11 protein-coding genes are annotated in these 13,712 nt (G+C 46.3%); 6 read left to right on the top strand and 5 right to left on the bottom strand.

Annotated elements, in window-relative coordinates; translation table 11 throughout:
* The first annotated feature begins 329 nt into the window (after nt 1–329).
* From LL912_RS15125 to LL912_RS15100, 6 genes are all read left to right on the top strand, one after another.
* On the top strand, nt 330–2,807 hold the full coding sequence (locus LL912_RS15125; protein ID WP_235554414.1) for a TonB-dependent receptor: 2,478 nt from the start codon (nt 330–332) through the stop codon (nt 2,805–2,807).
* A gap of 420 nt (nt 2,808–3,227) precedes the next feature.
* The gene (tsaE, locus tag LL912_RS15120) at nt 3,228–3,653 is read left to right on the top strand and encodes a tRNA (adenosine(37)-N6)-threonylcarbamoyltransferase complex ATPase subunit type 1 TsaE (protein WP_235554413.1); all 426 of its coding nucleotides are present in this window, start codon (nt 3,228–3,230) and stop codon (nt 3,651–3,653) included.
* Nucleotides 3,654–3,728: 75 nt separating this feature from the next.
* On the top strand, nt 3,729–4,943 hold the full coding sequence (locus LL912_RS15115) for an alanine dehydrogenase (protein WP_235554412.1): 1,215 nt from the start codon (nt 3,729–3,731) through the stop codon (nt 4,941–4,943).
* Between the two features lie 61 nt (nt 4,944–5,004).
* Nucleotides 5,005–6,192, top strand: a complete 1,188-nt coding sequence (gene hflX / locus LL912_RS15110; RefSeq protein WP_235554411.1) for a GTPase HflX — start codon at nt 5,005–5,007, stop codon at nt 6,190–6,192.
* Nucleotides 6,193–6,324: 132 nt separating this feature from the next.
* Nucleotides 6,325–7,122 carry an HAD family hydrolase gene (locus LL912_RS15105; RefSeq protein ID WP_235554410.1) on the top strand — a complete coding sequence of 266 codons (798 nt, stop codon included), beginning with the start codon at nt 6,325–6,327 and terminating at the stop codon, nt 7,120–7,122.
* 359 nt (nt 7,123–7,481) lie between these two features.
* A complete protein-coding gene (locus LL912_RS15100; protein WP_235554409.1) occupies nt 7,482–8,639 on the top strand; it encodes a TolB-like translocation protein in 1,158 nt (385 codons plus the stop codon).
* Nucleotides 8,640–8,786: 147 nt separating this feature from the next.
* On the opposite strand, the gene LL912_RS15095 is transcribed toward LL912_RS15100, so the two are convergent.
* The 5 genes from LL912_RS15095 to LL912_RS15075 form a co-directional block, all read right to left on the bottom strand.
* Nucleotides 8,787–9,170, bottom strand: coding sequence for a hypothetical protein (locus LL912_RS15095; protein ID WP_235554408.1), 384 nt, complete (start codon nt 9,168–9,170; stop codon nt 8,787–8,789).
* Nucleotides 9,171–9,253: 83 nt separating this feature from the next.
* Nucleotides 9,254–9,763, bottom strand: coding sequence for a Spy/CpxP family protein refolding chaperone (locus tag LL912_RS15090; RefSeq protein ID WP_235554407.1), 510 nt, complete (start codon nt 9,761–9,763; stop codon nt 9,254–9,256).
* Nucleotides 9,747–10,073, bottom strand: a complete 327-nt coding sequence (locus tag LL912_RS15085) for a hypothetical protein (RefSeq protein WP_235554406.1) — start codon at nt 10,071–10,073, stop codon at nt 9,747–9,749. Before LL912_RS15085 ends, LL912_RS15090 begins: the two co-directional genes overlap by 17 nt.
* Nucleotides 10,074–10,159: 86 nt before the next feature.
* A complete protein-coding gene (locus LL912_RS15080; RefSeq protein WP_235554405.1) occupies nt 10,160–10,849 on the bottom strand; it encodes an RNA polymerase sigma factor in 690 nt (229 codons plus the stop codon).
* Entirely contained in the window at nt 10,786–13,644 is a 2,859-nt protein-coding gene (locus tag LL912_RS15075) for an outer membrane beta-barrel protein (RefSeq protein WP_235554404.1), read from the bottom strand. Before LL912_RS15075 ends, LL912_RS15080 begins: the two co-directional genes overlap by 64 nt.
* Nucleotides 13,645–13,712: the final 68 nt, after the last annotated feature.

Below are 13,712 nucleotides of genomic sequence, written 5' to 3'. Positions count from 1 at the left end.
ATATAATTAACGATGATCGTGGAAGCGGACCTACCGGAGGTCCGCTTTTTTTATAAAGTCCTTAGCTTCTTTGATTGATCCGGTGGTGTTCATTAAAATAGCTGCAGGTTGCAACGGCCGGCAGCTTGTCCGGCTAAAAATACCGTTCGGAGGAGTTTTTTTGCCATTAAGCGGCATCCTGTTCTCTGGTTGAGATTTTCAGCATAAGTTTGCTGCTTCAAAAAATAAACTACAAACTACTTAGAACAATGCATAATGATTTTTTCTCACACCGGAAATAAATACATGCGGCATTCGAACAGGGTACAAAAAACATAAAAAACAAACTAATGAAACTACTATTAGCACCGGCACTACTATTTTTATTTCAGGCAACGGTACAGGCACAGACGATTTCGGGAAACGTAAAAGATGATACGGGAAAGCCGGCAGAAAAAGCAACGGTTTCTTTGTTAAATGCAAAAGACTCATCCATTGTAAAGTTAAACGCGGCTAAAGCCAACGGAGGATATCAGTTTGAATCCATCGGCAGCGGTCGCTACCTGGTAATGGCTACCAGCGTAGGATATGCTTCGGCCTATTCTGCGGCATTTGACTACAAGGGTGCAGATCTGAAGCTGGATCCCATCACACTGGAGAAAAGCGGAACCCAGCTTACGGGTGTAACAGTAACCTCCCGCAGACCGCTGGTTGAGGTAAAGGCCGATAAGATGATCGTAAACGTGGAAGGAACCGTAAACGCCACCGGGAACGACGGCATCGACCTCTTAAGAAGATCTCCCGGTGTAATGGTGGATAAGGACGATAACATCAGCATGGCCGGTAAGAACGGGGTGGAAGTGTATATCGACGGTAAACCCAGCCCGCTGAAAGGATCGGAACTGGGTAACTACCTGCGGTCTATACAATCTACCAGTATTGAAAGCATTGAGCTGATCACCAATCCTTCCGCCAAATACGAAGCGGCGGGTAATGCCGGCATCATCAATATCCGGTTGAAAAAGGACAAGTCGCTGGGCACCAACGGAACGCTTACGGCGGGATACAATGTTGGGGTTTTCAGCAAATACAACGGCGGATTATCGCTGAACCACCGGGGCAAGAAATTCAATGCCTATGGTAATTACAACTACAGCCAGGGCCTGAACAATAATGTCCTTACCCTGAACCGGGATGTGGCCGATACCTTGTTTGATCAGCGCACCAATATGGTCATCGACCGTAAAAGTCATAATATAAAGGCGGGGGTAGATTATTACATCAATAGTAAAAGCACGGTGGGCGTAATGGGAAATGCTACCTTAAATGACGACGGGTTCAACAGCAACGGCCCCATGCCGATCACGCCCAAGAATACCGGCATCGTAGACCGGATCCTGCAGGCCAATACCATTACCAAGGGTAACCGGGATAACTATAACCTGAATGCAAACTACAAATATGCCGATACTTCGGGCCATGAATTGAATATCGACCTGGATTACGCGCGTTTTGACAATAAGAACAACCAGCGGATCTCGAATATTTATTATGCTGCGGATGAGTCCACCATTTTGAAGAAGAACCTCTACCGGATGTATACGCCTACCGGTATTGATATCTACTCCATCAAAACCGATTACCAGCAACGGTTCCTGAAAGGAACCCTGGGTTATGGTTTTAAACTGGGATGGGTGAATACCAATAACGATTTTCAGCGGTTTGATAACAACGGGCCAACGGAGCAGCCAGACCTGAACAACAGTAATAAATTCGATTATAAGGAAAACATTAATGCCGGGTATGTAAATTATAACCGCCAGTTCAAAGGGTTTTTGATCCAGGCGGGTTTACGTGTGGAGAATACCAATTCCGAGGGGCGTTCTACCGGGCTGGTATGGAATTCAGGGTCCAGCCGGTATGATAACTACGATTCAACCCTGAAAAGGAATTATACCGATCTGTTCCCCAGCGCGGCCATCACCATTAACAAGAACCCGATGAGCCAGTGGAACTTTACCTACAGCCGCAGGATCGACCGGCCCAACTATAGCTTGCTGAATCCTTTTGAGTTTGCGTTGAACGATTATACATATATGAAGGGGAATACGCAGTTGACACCGCAATATACCAATAGCTTTGGTATTACGCATACGTATAAGTTCAAACTCAACACCACCTTAAATTATAGTCATATAAAGGACATGTTTGCACAGCTTGTGGATGTAACGGATGGCTCCAAATCCTTCCAAACTACCAAAAACCTGGCGTCGCAGGATGTGATCAGCCTGAACATCAGCTATCCGTTCAGCTACAAGTCGTATAGTTTGTTTACCAATCTTAGTTCGAACTATTCCAAATTCAAGGCCGATTTTGGCGGTGGAAGCCGGGTGATCAATACAGATGCTTTTGCAGCCAACCTGTTTACCCAGAGCACGCTGCGGTTTGCCAAAACCTGGACGGCCGAGTTAAGCACGCTGTATATTTCTCCGTTTATCTGGCAAGGTGCGTTTAAAGGAAAGGCCATGGGATTTGTGGATGCCGGGTTGCAAAAAACGATTATGAAAGGCAAGGGTACGCTTAAAGGTTCTGTAAGTGATATTTTCAAAACCATGCGGTTCCGTGGTACTAGCGACTATGCCGGGCAGTTTACCCGTGTAGGCGCCAATTGGGAAAGCCGTCAGTTTAAAGTAAACTTCACCTACCGCTTTGGCAGCGCTCAGATTAAATCGGCACGCCAGCGTAAAACCGGTCTGGATGAAGAAAAGAACCGTGCCGGCGACAGTGGCGGTACCAGTGGTGCACCCGGCCAGGGAGGTCCTAAATAAGCGTTTAGTTTTGTTGGTTGAATAGGTAAAAGTTGCCGGTGTATATCGGCAACTTTTTTCGTATGGGCAGGACGAAATATAACGCTACCGATTAGGACTCAATGGCGGGGCAGTGGCCTGCACAAAAATGGACGATACCCAGGGCGCGCGTAAGGATCAATCAGCGAACTGGTAGCAAGAGTTGGACGCAGATTGATTCCCTTATTCTTGAGTCAGCGAATCTGTAGTTGACAAAGCGTCCTTGTGGCCTTGTCTCACATTATAGTGGCAAACGCAGCGGCAGGGCCGTTGAGTGGATAGCAGCAGAATGAGCGTTAACCTGGTAATAGGGAAATGTCTTTATCCAGGATCTTTACACAGCTGCCCCGGTCCCGTACCTGGGGCATCGTACAAATCGAACCGCCGTCTTATCTTTGTTGCATGAAAAAAGTATTTGCGCTCAACGAGATCATACAGGTTGCCGAATGGTTGCTGCAGGAGGCCCATGATAAAAAAATCATCGCGTTTTATGGACAAATGGGTGCAGGAAAAACCACCCTGATTTATACGATCTGCCAGTTACTACAGGTTGAAGATGTGGTAAGCAGTCCTACTTTTTCCATCATTAACGAATACCGTTTTACGGATAATGGTCAACCTGCATCTGTGTATCATATGGACCTGTACCGGTTGCAGGATGAGGAGGAAGCCGTTCGGGCGGGGGTGGAAGATTGCCTCTACAGCGGCCATTTTTGTTTTGTAGAATGGCCGGAAAAAGCTCCGGAGCTTTTTCCGGAGGGGACCTTGTACGTATCGTTGAGCGTGCTCGACGGTGAACAGCGGGAAATAGAAATCCTAAAAAAATAAGTAATTTTACAGCTCAAACCATATCGTACAACTTAAACCTTTTGCTAAAAGTTATTTTTCCGGGCCGCTTCTTTTATGAGTAAGATAAAAACCATCGTGAGCACCTCCTTCAGTTATGAAACGCAGGAGGAAACATTGGATATACGTGTAAAAGGTGGAGGTATGACCATTGGCATACCCAAGGAGATTGCTTTCCAGGAGAACCGGGTTTCGTTAACACCGGATGCTGTAGCGGTATTAATTGCCAACGGCCACTCGGTAATGGTAGAACACAATGCCGGAGATGCGGCCCATTTTAGAGATTCGGAATACAGCGAGGCCGGCGCCAAGATCGTTTATTCGAGAGAAGATGTTTTTAAGGCTCCTATCCTTGTAAAAAGCGCACCGGTGGTGGAGGAAGACCTCCCGCTGCTACAATATAACCAGGTCATTATTTCGCCCCTGCACCTTTCTACCCTCCGGCGTGAAGTGCTGCACGCCATGATGCAAAAGAAAGTAACGGCGCTTTCATTTGAAAACCTGAAGGACGACAGCGATTCCTACCCCATTGTACGCAGCATGAGCGAGATCGCCGGCAGTGCCGTGATGCTGATCGCCGCCCAGTACCTGGGTTCGGCCAATCATGGGAAGGGCGTACTACTGGGAGGCATTACCGGTATTGCCCCTACAAAGGTGGTGATCATCGGGGCCGGAATCGTGGGAGAGTATGCGGCGCGGGCAGCACTGGCACTGGGAGCATCTGTTAAGCTATTCGATAGCAATATTTCCCGTTTAAAACGGTTGGAAAATGCCATCGGGCACCGGTTATGGACCTCCGTGCTGGAACCCAAACTGCTGGCCAAACAACTAAAGACCTGTGAGGTGGCCGTGGGCGCGCTGGCCAATGAATCGGGTCGCAGCCCGTTGGTGGTTACGGAGGAAATGGTGAGCGGTATGCGCCAGGGCTCGGTGATCATTGATGCCACCATTGACCGGGGGGGCTGTTTTGAAACCTCGGAGGTGACCTCACATGAAAGCCCGATCTTTATCAAATACGGGGTCATTCATTATTGTGTGCCCAATATTCCATCGGGATTTGCCCGTACCGCTTCCCAGGCCATCAGCAATGTGCTGGCGCCGCTTTTGGTGGAGGCCGGCGATGAAGGCGGCATTGAGCGATTGGTATGGCACCAGCTTCACCTGCGGAACGGTATCTATCTCTTTAAAGGCTACCTTACGAATTTTTATTTAAGTCAGCGGTTTGATCTACGTTATACGGATCTGAACCTGCTCATCGCGAGTCAGCGATAAACCGCCAGACCTGTAAGGTTTTTAAAAACCTTACAGGTCTATGTGCTAACTTTGCCCTTTCATGCTTGATAAAAAGAACATCATACAAGGAACAGAAACGGCGGTGATCGTTGGCGTAGTAACAAAGGACCAAACCGAGCAGCAGGTAGTGGAATACCTGGATGAACTCGCATTTCTGGCCGAAACCGCCGGCGCGGAAACAAAGAAACGGTTCATACAAAAATTGCAGCACCCGGATTCCCGCACGTTTGTGGGCAAAGGAAAGTTGGAAGAAATCCGGCAGTATGCAATGGCTCACCAGATAAGCCTGGTTATTTTTGACGACGAGCTTTCGGGTGCACAGATCAATAATATTACAACGGCCATTGGGGTAAAAACCATCGACCGGTCGGACCTGATCCTGGATATTTTTGCACGTCGGGCCAAAACGGCCGAAGCCAAGGCTCAGGTAGAACTGGCGCAGTACCAGTACATTCTGCCTCGTTTGCGCGGGATGTGGAAACACCTGGAGCGCCTGGGTGGCGGTATCGGTACCCGCGGACCGGGGGAAACGGAGATTGAAACGGACCGTCGTATCGTACGTGAAAAAATTTCGTTGCTGCGGAACCGGTTGAAAGAAATCGACAAACAATCTGCTACACAACGCAAGAACAGGGGAGAGTTTATCCGTGTGGCACTGGTGGGTTATACCAATGTGGGGAAAAGCACCATTATGAACCTGCTAAGCAAACGCGATGTATTTGCCGAAAATAAATTATTTGCCACCCTGGATACCACCACCAGCAAAGTGGTTTTTGAAAATACGCCCTTCCTGTTGAGCGATACGGTTGGATTTATCCGGAAGCTGCCACACCACCTTATCGAGAGTTTTAAAAGCACGCTGGATGAAGTGCGCGAAGCCGACATATTGATCCATGTCATCGATATCTCTCACCTTCAGTATGAAGACCAGATGGCGGTGGTGAATAAAACCCTGCAGGAGCTGAAGGCGTTTGATAAGCCCATGATCACAGTGTTTAACAAAATGGATCTGTACGAGCAACAGACCTTTGACGAATGGCTGAGCGAAGACACCAAAAAGGAGATTCTGCAGGACCTGTACGACCGGTGGGATCATGAAACCGGCGGCAATGCCGTATTTGTGTCGGCTACAGAAAGACGGAATGTAGAGGGACTGCGTTCCACGATCCTGAATAAAGTAAAAGAATTGTACCAGGTGCGATATCCGTATAAAACAATGTTTTTTTAAGAAGAATATGAAAATAACAATGCAGGCATTCGTGTTGCCGCCCCTGAACGGGAAGTGTTTTACGATTGCAATGAATATTTTTCATGAATTATTCTGCGTTCCTCCCCAGGGATCCTACCTTTGCAGGATTTTATGATTAAACTTATCGTTACCGACCTGGATGGCTCCCTGCTAAATGATAAAAAAGAACTTCCGGTCGGATTTTGGGAATTTGAACAGCAACTGATACAACAGAATATTGTACTGGGTATTGCAAGCGGGCGGCCGCATCACAACCTGCTGGCACTTTTTGAGCCGATAAAGGACCGCACTTATTTTTTATCAGATAATGGCAGCTATGTAACCTACCAGGGAAACGAACTGCTGGTGGAGATGTTGGATCCGGAAGGCGTTTCGGCATTTGTTCAAAAGGCCCGGACTCTGAACAAGGTATACCCCGTACTTTGCGGAAAGGATAAAGCCTATATGGAAGACAGAGAGGAGGCGCTGTTGAAACAGGCGCTGCAATATTACCAGCATTACGAACTGGTGGATGATCTTACAAAGGTTACCGAACCGATCTTAAAAGTATCTTTATGTGACCTGGTTGACGCCGAAACCAACAGTTATCCGCATTTTAAACAATATGAAGCCGCTTACAAAGTAGCAGTGGCTGGAAAGCGATGGCTCGATTTTACTGCTTTTAGTGCTAACAAAGGTGTGGCAGTGCAACTGGTGCAACAGGCATTAGGAATCGGGTATAACGAAACCATGGTTTTTGGAGATTACCTCAATGACCTGGAAATGATGCGGGTAGCTAAGTATAGCTATGCTATGAAAAATGCCCATCCCGGAATTATTGATGCTGCAAACTTTATTACCGATTTTGATAACAACGAGGCAGGGGTGGTGCGCGCCATCTGCAACAACCTGGTATTGGAGCCACAATAATAAGAACCGTTGGGCGCCAAATCACCCGCTCCGTATGGTAAGCAGACCGTTCGTCATACATGGATATTACCCCTATCCTCACTTTTAAAGGGTTACGACAAAGGCGGAAGAAATGTTCTGTATGGATCAGGGAGCGCGTTTGCCTGGAAGCCTGCTTCGTAAAAGCGGCACATATGAGAATAAGTGATTGGTTTCCAAAAGAAGCTTTGCCTTATATAGCTGCTGTAGGAATGCGGTTAGCCCTTCTCTATTTGCTAATAAAACATTAATAATTTTAACTGAGACAACAAAAGGCTCCCGTCTGCGTCTTATAAACGCTATATTTATAATGCGATTGCAATTAAACGGATCCAGTATTAATGAAAGGAATTACAACGTTCTTCTTACTTTTTTTTATTACCGGTTTGGCTGCACAATCACCAAAAACGGAACTCCGGTTGGAGTGGTTCCAGGAGGGCCATATTCTTCAGGGGGTTTCCATAAATAAACAGGGCGATCAGCTGGTATTTGTAAAACGCCTCCGGAATAAAGAAGCCGGAGCTGTTAAAGCGGGGCCTCCGGGGATAGAAAACCTGATCAGTATCGGGAAGGATACCAGTCGTTTGCTTGACCCGGTGATTGCGCATTATGACCTGAGGAATCATCACCTGATGTTGCTGGATTATGGCTGGGCGCCGCGTTTTTCGCCCAACAGCCAGCGGGTTGTTTACGCTAACCAGCAAAAACCGCTCAATGGTGCAAGGATTATAGCGGAATCGCTGAAAGGAAACGGGATCCGCATTTTTGAATTACAGTCAAAAAAAGTGGTTAACGCGGTTACAGCGGCGCGCGGATTTCTAATGGAACCGGTATTTACAGACTCCGCAAGGATTATTTATAAAACCGGGGATGCTGTAAATGGCCCTTATGCCGCCGGCATTTCGTTACACCGGTACAATCTGTTTACAAAAAAGACTGAGCTGCTGTATGGGGCACGGATCCGGCACCGGCTCTATGATCTGCTGGGGGATGTATACGGAGCCGGTAATAACTACGCATTTACTGTTTACAGCCCGCAGGATTCAGCACCCGGACTTGCCAACGAGTATTCTCATTTGTTAATGCGGGGCCGGGATACGCTGCACAATTTCGGTATCCGGCAGTACAGCAACCTTGACGCTAAATTCACCTTGCTGCCGGGTGATCGGCTGGTTTTCCTGGACGATAATCACCTGATGACGGAGGATACCAGCTTTATCGTTACCTACCAGGCGGAACAGGTAATAGCAAGAAAGCCGTTGGATATTGAATTCACCAAGGCCTGGCTAAGTCCCGACGGCCGGTTGATGTTTTACATCAACAACGAGCAGGAAACATTCATCCTCAGGATTTCCGATTTCTCTAAGACGCAGCTGCCTCTGTTAAAAAAGCAGATTCACTCGGTTGTGTGGTCCGATGACGGTCACCAGGTTGCAGTAGTTCAGGATCACGATACCCTGCCGAATACAGATAAACTCTATCTTTTTTCTGTAAATTAATGCAGGTCCGGCGGGCTCCGGCTACGCAAAACAGGAATAACTGCCAGCGATTTTATGCTCAAATAGCAGGAACAGGAATCTGAACCGCTTCTTTTTATTTAATACATGGTCGCTTCTTCATTTCTGGGATCCCTGAAAAATAATAGCCTATTTTTTTCCAGCTTTGCGCAGAGTGGGCTCAATTTCTTCTTTCCACTTTTTATATTCGTCGGCAGTCAGTGTTTTTTTTAGCTGGTTATCCCGTTCTGCAAAAAGACCTTCATTCTGTTTCCGTACGCTCTGGTAATCCTGCTGCAATCCCTGGGCCAGCGTTGAGGATCCCTGGATATTATCGCGCAATTTTTCCTGCGCTGTATAAAAGTCGGTAAAGATGGTCTCTATACTGTTTCTTTTGTTTTTGTCTGGTTTTATGGCTGCATCAAATTTTGTTAAGACCGCACTCACCTTCTCTCCAACGCTTTCCTTTTGTGCATAAAGGGAAGTGCTTAGCGTCAAAAACAGTCCTAAAACCAGAATCAATCTGCTTCTCATGTTACAAAATTATGTGATTTGATGCGTTTATATAGTACAAGAGGTCTTGTGCCGGTAAGAAAGTTGCAAGGTCGTATAATTTTTTATTTATTGGAAGCACTTACGGGAATGGGGCGTCCGTTTCGTCCCTGCCGGATGATCTTTGTCATAAGTGAATCGTATTTGAGCTGTTGCTCAGGCGTACAGATGGCACGGGTTGCTTTAAAATGATGAAAGGCTTTTATTTCTGCTCTTTTTTGCAGCACAGCAATGGAGTCGGCCAGCAGTGCAACGGTACTGTCAGGTACAACGGGCTGTTTGGTAAGATCAAATAGCCGTTGTTTAATCTTGCGGATCTGTTCCATATCTGTTTTAGCACTGGCCCAGTGTTTTTCTTTTAATTGTTTGAACTGTTCAAGCTGGCGATCGGTAAATCCTACTTCTTTTTTCAGGGCAGCGGTAAAACCTTCCCGCTCTTTGTCGAAAGAATGCTTTTTGGAAAAGATAAAGGTATATGCCAGTAATGCCAGATTGGTGATCAGAAGCAAGGCGATGATAAAAATAAGGGTCTTATTTCGTTCCGTATTGTTCATTCCTTTATTTGTTAAAATCATAGCTGGTGTTGGAGGCCAGGATAAAATTCTCGTTTTGCAGGATATCCGATTCGGTTCCTGCAGTGGTAACTGTTTCTGCCCGCTGCTTGTTGTTACCATCAACGATCAGGTAAATATTTACGGTCAGGATCGTTACAAGGCAGCAAACAGCCACAACCGGTTTTGCGATCACACTGCCGGTCCGGGTCCAGAAATTGGATTCCTCCTTCAAACGGGCCATTACCCGGGTATGCATAAAAGGCCGGGCTTCGGCCCTTTCGATGCCATCCAGGCTGTTAAGGATGGTTTCGATATGATTTTGCTCTTTCATTCAAAACGGGTTTAAAGTTTCATGATTGCTACAGTATCTAAATATATCCTATTAATAGTATTCGACGTCATTTTTCCGCTTTTCTTTTACCCACGGGGTTTATAGTCTTTTTCCAGGATTTTTCGAAGATTGTTTTTAGCCCGGTGCAACAGAGATTCGATGGACGATACCGAAGTTTCCAGTACCTCGCTTACTTCCTGGTAGCTTAATCCTTCAACCTTATTCAGGATAAACGCAATCCGCTGATTTTCAGGGAGTTGATCAATCGCTTTGAATAAAATAGACGCATTTTCTTTTTTATCCAATACAATACCGGGATGTTGAAAATCCGGCGGGTTCACCACCACCTGGCTGTCGTCTCCAAAAATGCTGCGCACAAATCCAAACCGTTTTTTCCGCTTTTTTTTGCGTTCAAAGTCCAGCGATTTGGTGGTAGCGATCCGGTAGATCCAGGTAGATAGTTTAGATTCTCCTTTAAACGAATGGATCGACTGGAAAACCTGCACAAATACATCCTGGGAGATGTCTTCGGCGTCCTCCTCGCTTTTTACAATGGCCAGGCAGGTATTGTAGACCATATTCTGGTAGTTGTCAACCACCTGTTTAAACGCGGCTTCATTGCCCTGCTTTAATTCCTGTACTAATATTTCTTCGTTCAGCAATGTAATACCGGTTAATTCGGCGATATTACAAAAAAAACGGATAGTACCGGTTAAAACATTGGGCCGCCGGGCCGTCCGCTGCCGCGCATCATACCGGGAGGGCCTCCCTGCCATTCTCTTCTGTGTTCGCCACCCTCTTCACGGGCCGGTGCTTTCCCCTTGCCAAAACTGCGCAGGCTGTAGGTAAACGTGAGCATAAAGTACTGGCGCAATACTTTTGTGGTAGTGGTTTGTACGAGGTTATAATCATTAAGTGACTGGCTGAAACTATTGTTCTGTTTTAAAATATCAAATACAGATAATTTTAATTCTGCTTGTTTTTTAGCAAGGAATTTTTTTCCGGCAGCGGCATTCCATAATGTGTAATAAGTTCCTTTAGCATCGTTATTGGTAAAATGAAAGCCCTCATAGGAGAGGTTGGTATTGATAAACCATCCGTTTTTTGACAACAGGTTCAGCGCCAAGCTGGGACTTTGCTGTATATAATTTTGCCCGCTGGCGGCATTTTCCAGAGTACTCGCCGTTTGCGTATAGTTTAAATCGTAGCGGAGCGTAAAGTCTACATACTGGCTGATGTTACTGCTCAATGATACGCCGCTTCCCAATGTATTCCTGGCAACTTTACCCACTACGTTGTTGTACTTGCTGGGCGTGTTGCTATAATTATAGCTCCCGGTAATGCTAAAGTTGGACTTGATATATTTAATAGGGAAGGCATAAACCAAAAAGCTATTGAAGTTCTGGTATCCGTTCAGGTTGATGTAAGTAGTGTTCGTAATTCCTTTGTTGTTAACCACATCGCTGGTAATGTAGTTTTGCGCAGCGGAATACGAAAAATTGGCTGCAAAACTGTTGCCTTTGCGGGTATTGGCATAAATGTAGCGAAATGATCCCCAATGGCTATAGGATTGCTTAAGGTTAGGGTTACCTTTGACAATATTGGTCTGGTTTGAACTATCCGCTACATCCTGTAACTGGTCTACACTAGGGAAATCTGTATTGGCCCGGTAATATACCCGGAGATTGCTGTAGTCTCCGATCTTTTTCGACCACCGGAGATTGGGTAGAAGCGCCACAAAATCCTGGCTGGTTTTAACCGGAGAGGGATAGATCCGGTCGCTTCTGAGGTCGGAATACTGAACATCAAACCCTGCAGAAAACTGGTTATCCCGTCCCTTTCCTAATCGATAATTTGCGCTTCCTGTATGAGTGGTGATAGTGCTTTTAAAATTGTTGGATTGTCCAGGGTTAAAAAGTGTGTAATCGATCCCATCATAATCGTAGGTTTTCTGATCCCTTTTATTGATACGTACGCTCGGCGAATAGCTCAGCTCCATTATTCCCTGCTGACCTATAGGTTCTGTATAGTTAATCCGGGCTGAGTAATTAGCGCCATTTGTAGGGTTTGTCCTGTATTGATTCCGGACATCCGGCAAATTAATGTTCTCAAATTTTTGGAGGTTGGTCAGGTTATAACTATCCCCATCATTTTTAGAAAAATTAGCTTGCAGGAATGTGGAAAAAGTACGCCCTGGTTTTCTAAAACTGTGGCGATACATTAAGTTATTTCCCAGGGAGAATCCGCTTCTGTTAGACCGGCTGCTTCCGTCGGAAATGTAGGAGCTGTCTCCACTTTCATAGATAGCAGTTTTGTAAGTACTCGACGTGCTGCTATTGTTCTGAAACGTCCAGCTGGGAATATACATTATCGTGTTATTGGAGTCGATCTTGTACTCCAAGCGCATATTGATCCGGTGCATATTGTTGTTGGAAGTAGACTTGTTGTTTGTAGAAAGGTTAAGCGTGCGCTTGTCCTCAGTAACGGTGGGCGAAAATGTAAACGATTCGTTATTGTTGGTGCTGTTCCTGAAATCGTAAGACGCAGTAATGGATACTTTTTTGCCCCATTGATCAGAAAAATTGATTCCAAACGCATTGGTTTGGCTAATACCCGGGGCCTGACCCACATTCAGTGGTCCGCCACCAAAACCGCCACCACCACGACCGCCGCCGCCGCGTCCGCCACCACCACGGCCGCCGCTACTCATAACTCCCAGCACATCCTGTTGGGCAAAGTTTTGCTGATTGATATTATTAAAATTGCCGAGGAGTGTTATGCGCCTGTTGCCGCTGAAAAAACTGGCATTACCCCCGCCATAATAGCGGTTATCGGTTCCATAGCCGGCAAATATGCGCCCGAACTGACCGTTTCTTAGGCCAGATTTTGTTACAATATTGATGGCTTTTGCCGTGTTCCCATCATCGAACCCGGTTAGCTGGGCCTGGTCGCTCATCCGGTCATATAGCTGTATTTTATCTACAACTTCGGCGGGCAGGTTTTTTAATGCCATAGAAGCGTCATCCCCAAAAAAGTCCTTGCCGTCAACTGTTACCTTTTTTACCTGTTCACCATGACCGGTCACCGCACCGTCCTTATCTACCGTTATACCCGGCATTTTCTTAATCAGGTCTTCCACCGTGGCATCGGGGTTGGTTTTGTATTGGCTGGCGCTGAACTGGGTGGTATCCCCCTTTTGGGTTACGGCTGGCGCAGAAGCTACGATCACCACCCCTTCCAGGGTAGTGGTTTTTTTGGGAATATATACATCCCCCAGATCTGCATCCCGCAGCGTATCTGAAAGGGTGATTTCTTTTTCAAGGGTTTCAAATCCGATAGAGGTGGCTTTTAAAATATATGCACCCAGGCTAAGATTGTTGAAGCTGAATTTCCCCTCCTTGTCTGAAACTGCCGATGCCTTTATACTGGAGTCGGCAGCATTTTGCAGTTGAACGGTAGCGCCGCCCACCGTGGAACCCTCAACAGGATCCATCAAAGTGCCTTTTATAGATTGTCCGTTCATAGCAACTCCGGTCATCACAAGTACGAATAATAATGCAATATGCTTCATAAATAAGGGGTATAAAGTCCATTGGACGATGAAAAAGGGGCAAACTTTCGGTTGGGGATCCAGATGGA

It is taken from the genome of Niabella agricola, from assembly GCF_021538615.1.
GTDB lineage: Bacteria > Bacteroidota > Bacteroidia > Chitinophagales > Chitinophagaceae > Niabella > Niabella agricola.
The sequence above is the reverse complement of the archived record's forward strand: the minus strand, read 5'-3'. Positions and strand labels throughout refer to the sequence as shown.

Coding starts and splice junctions, on each gene's coding strand:
- LL912_RS15105 (WP_235554410.1), top strand. CDS start 6,325: ATGATTAAACTTATCGTTACCGACCTGGATGGCTCCCTGCTAAATGAT.
- LL912_RS15125 (WP_235554414.1), top strand. CDS start 330: ATGAAACTACTATTAGCACCGGCACTACTATTTTTATTTCAGGCAACG.
- LL912_RS15075 (WP_235554404.1), bottom strand. CDS start 13,644: ATGAAGCATATTGCATTATTATTCGTACTTGTGATGACCGGAGTTGCT.
- LL912_RS15095 (WP_235554408.1), bottom strand. CDS start 9,170: ATGAGAAGCAGATTGATTCTGGTTTTAGGACTGTTTTTGACGCTAAGC.
- hflX (WP_235554411.1), top strand. CDS start 5,005: ATGCTTGATAAAAAGAACATCATACAAGGAACAGAAACGGCGGTGATC.
- LL912_RS15085 (WP_235554406.1), bottom strand. CDS start 10,073: ATGAAAGAGCAAAATCATATCGAAACCATCCTTAACAGCCTGGATGGC.
- LL912_RS15080 (WP_235554405.1), bottom strand. CDS start 10,849: ATGGCAGGGAGGCCCTCCCGGTATGATGCGCGGCAGCGGACGGCCCGG.
- tsaE (WP_235554413.1), top strand. CDS start 3,228: ATGAAAAAAGTATTTGCGCTCAACGAGATCATACAGGTTGCCGAATGG.
- LL912_RS15115 (WP_235554412.1), top strand. CDS start 3,729: ATGAGTAAGATAAAAACCATCGTGAGCACCTCCTTCAGTTATGAAACG.
- LL912_RS15090 (WP_235554407.1), bottom strand. CDS start 9,763: ATGATTTTAACAAATAAAGGAATGAACAATACGGAACGAAATAAGACC.
- LL912_RS15100 (WP_235554409.1), top strand. CDS start 7,482: ATGAAAGGAATTACAACGTTCTTCTTACTTTTTTTTATTACCGGTTTG.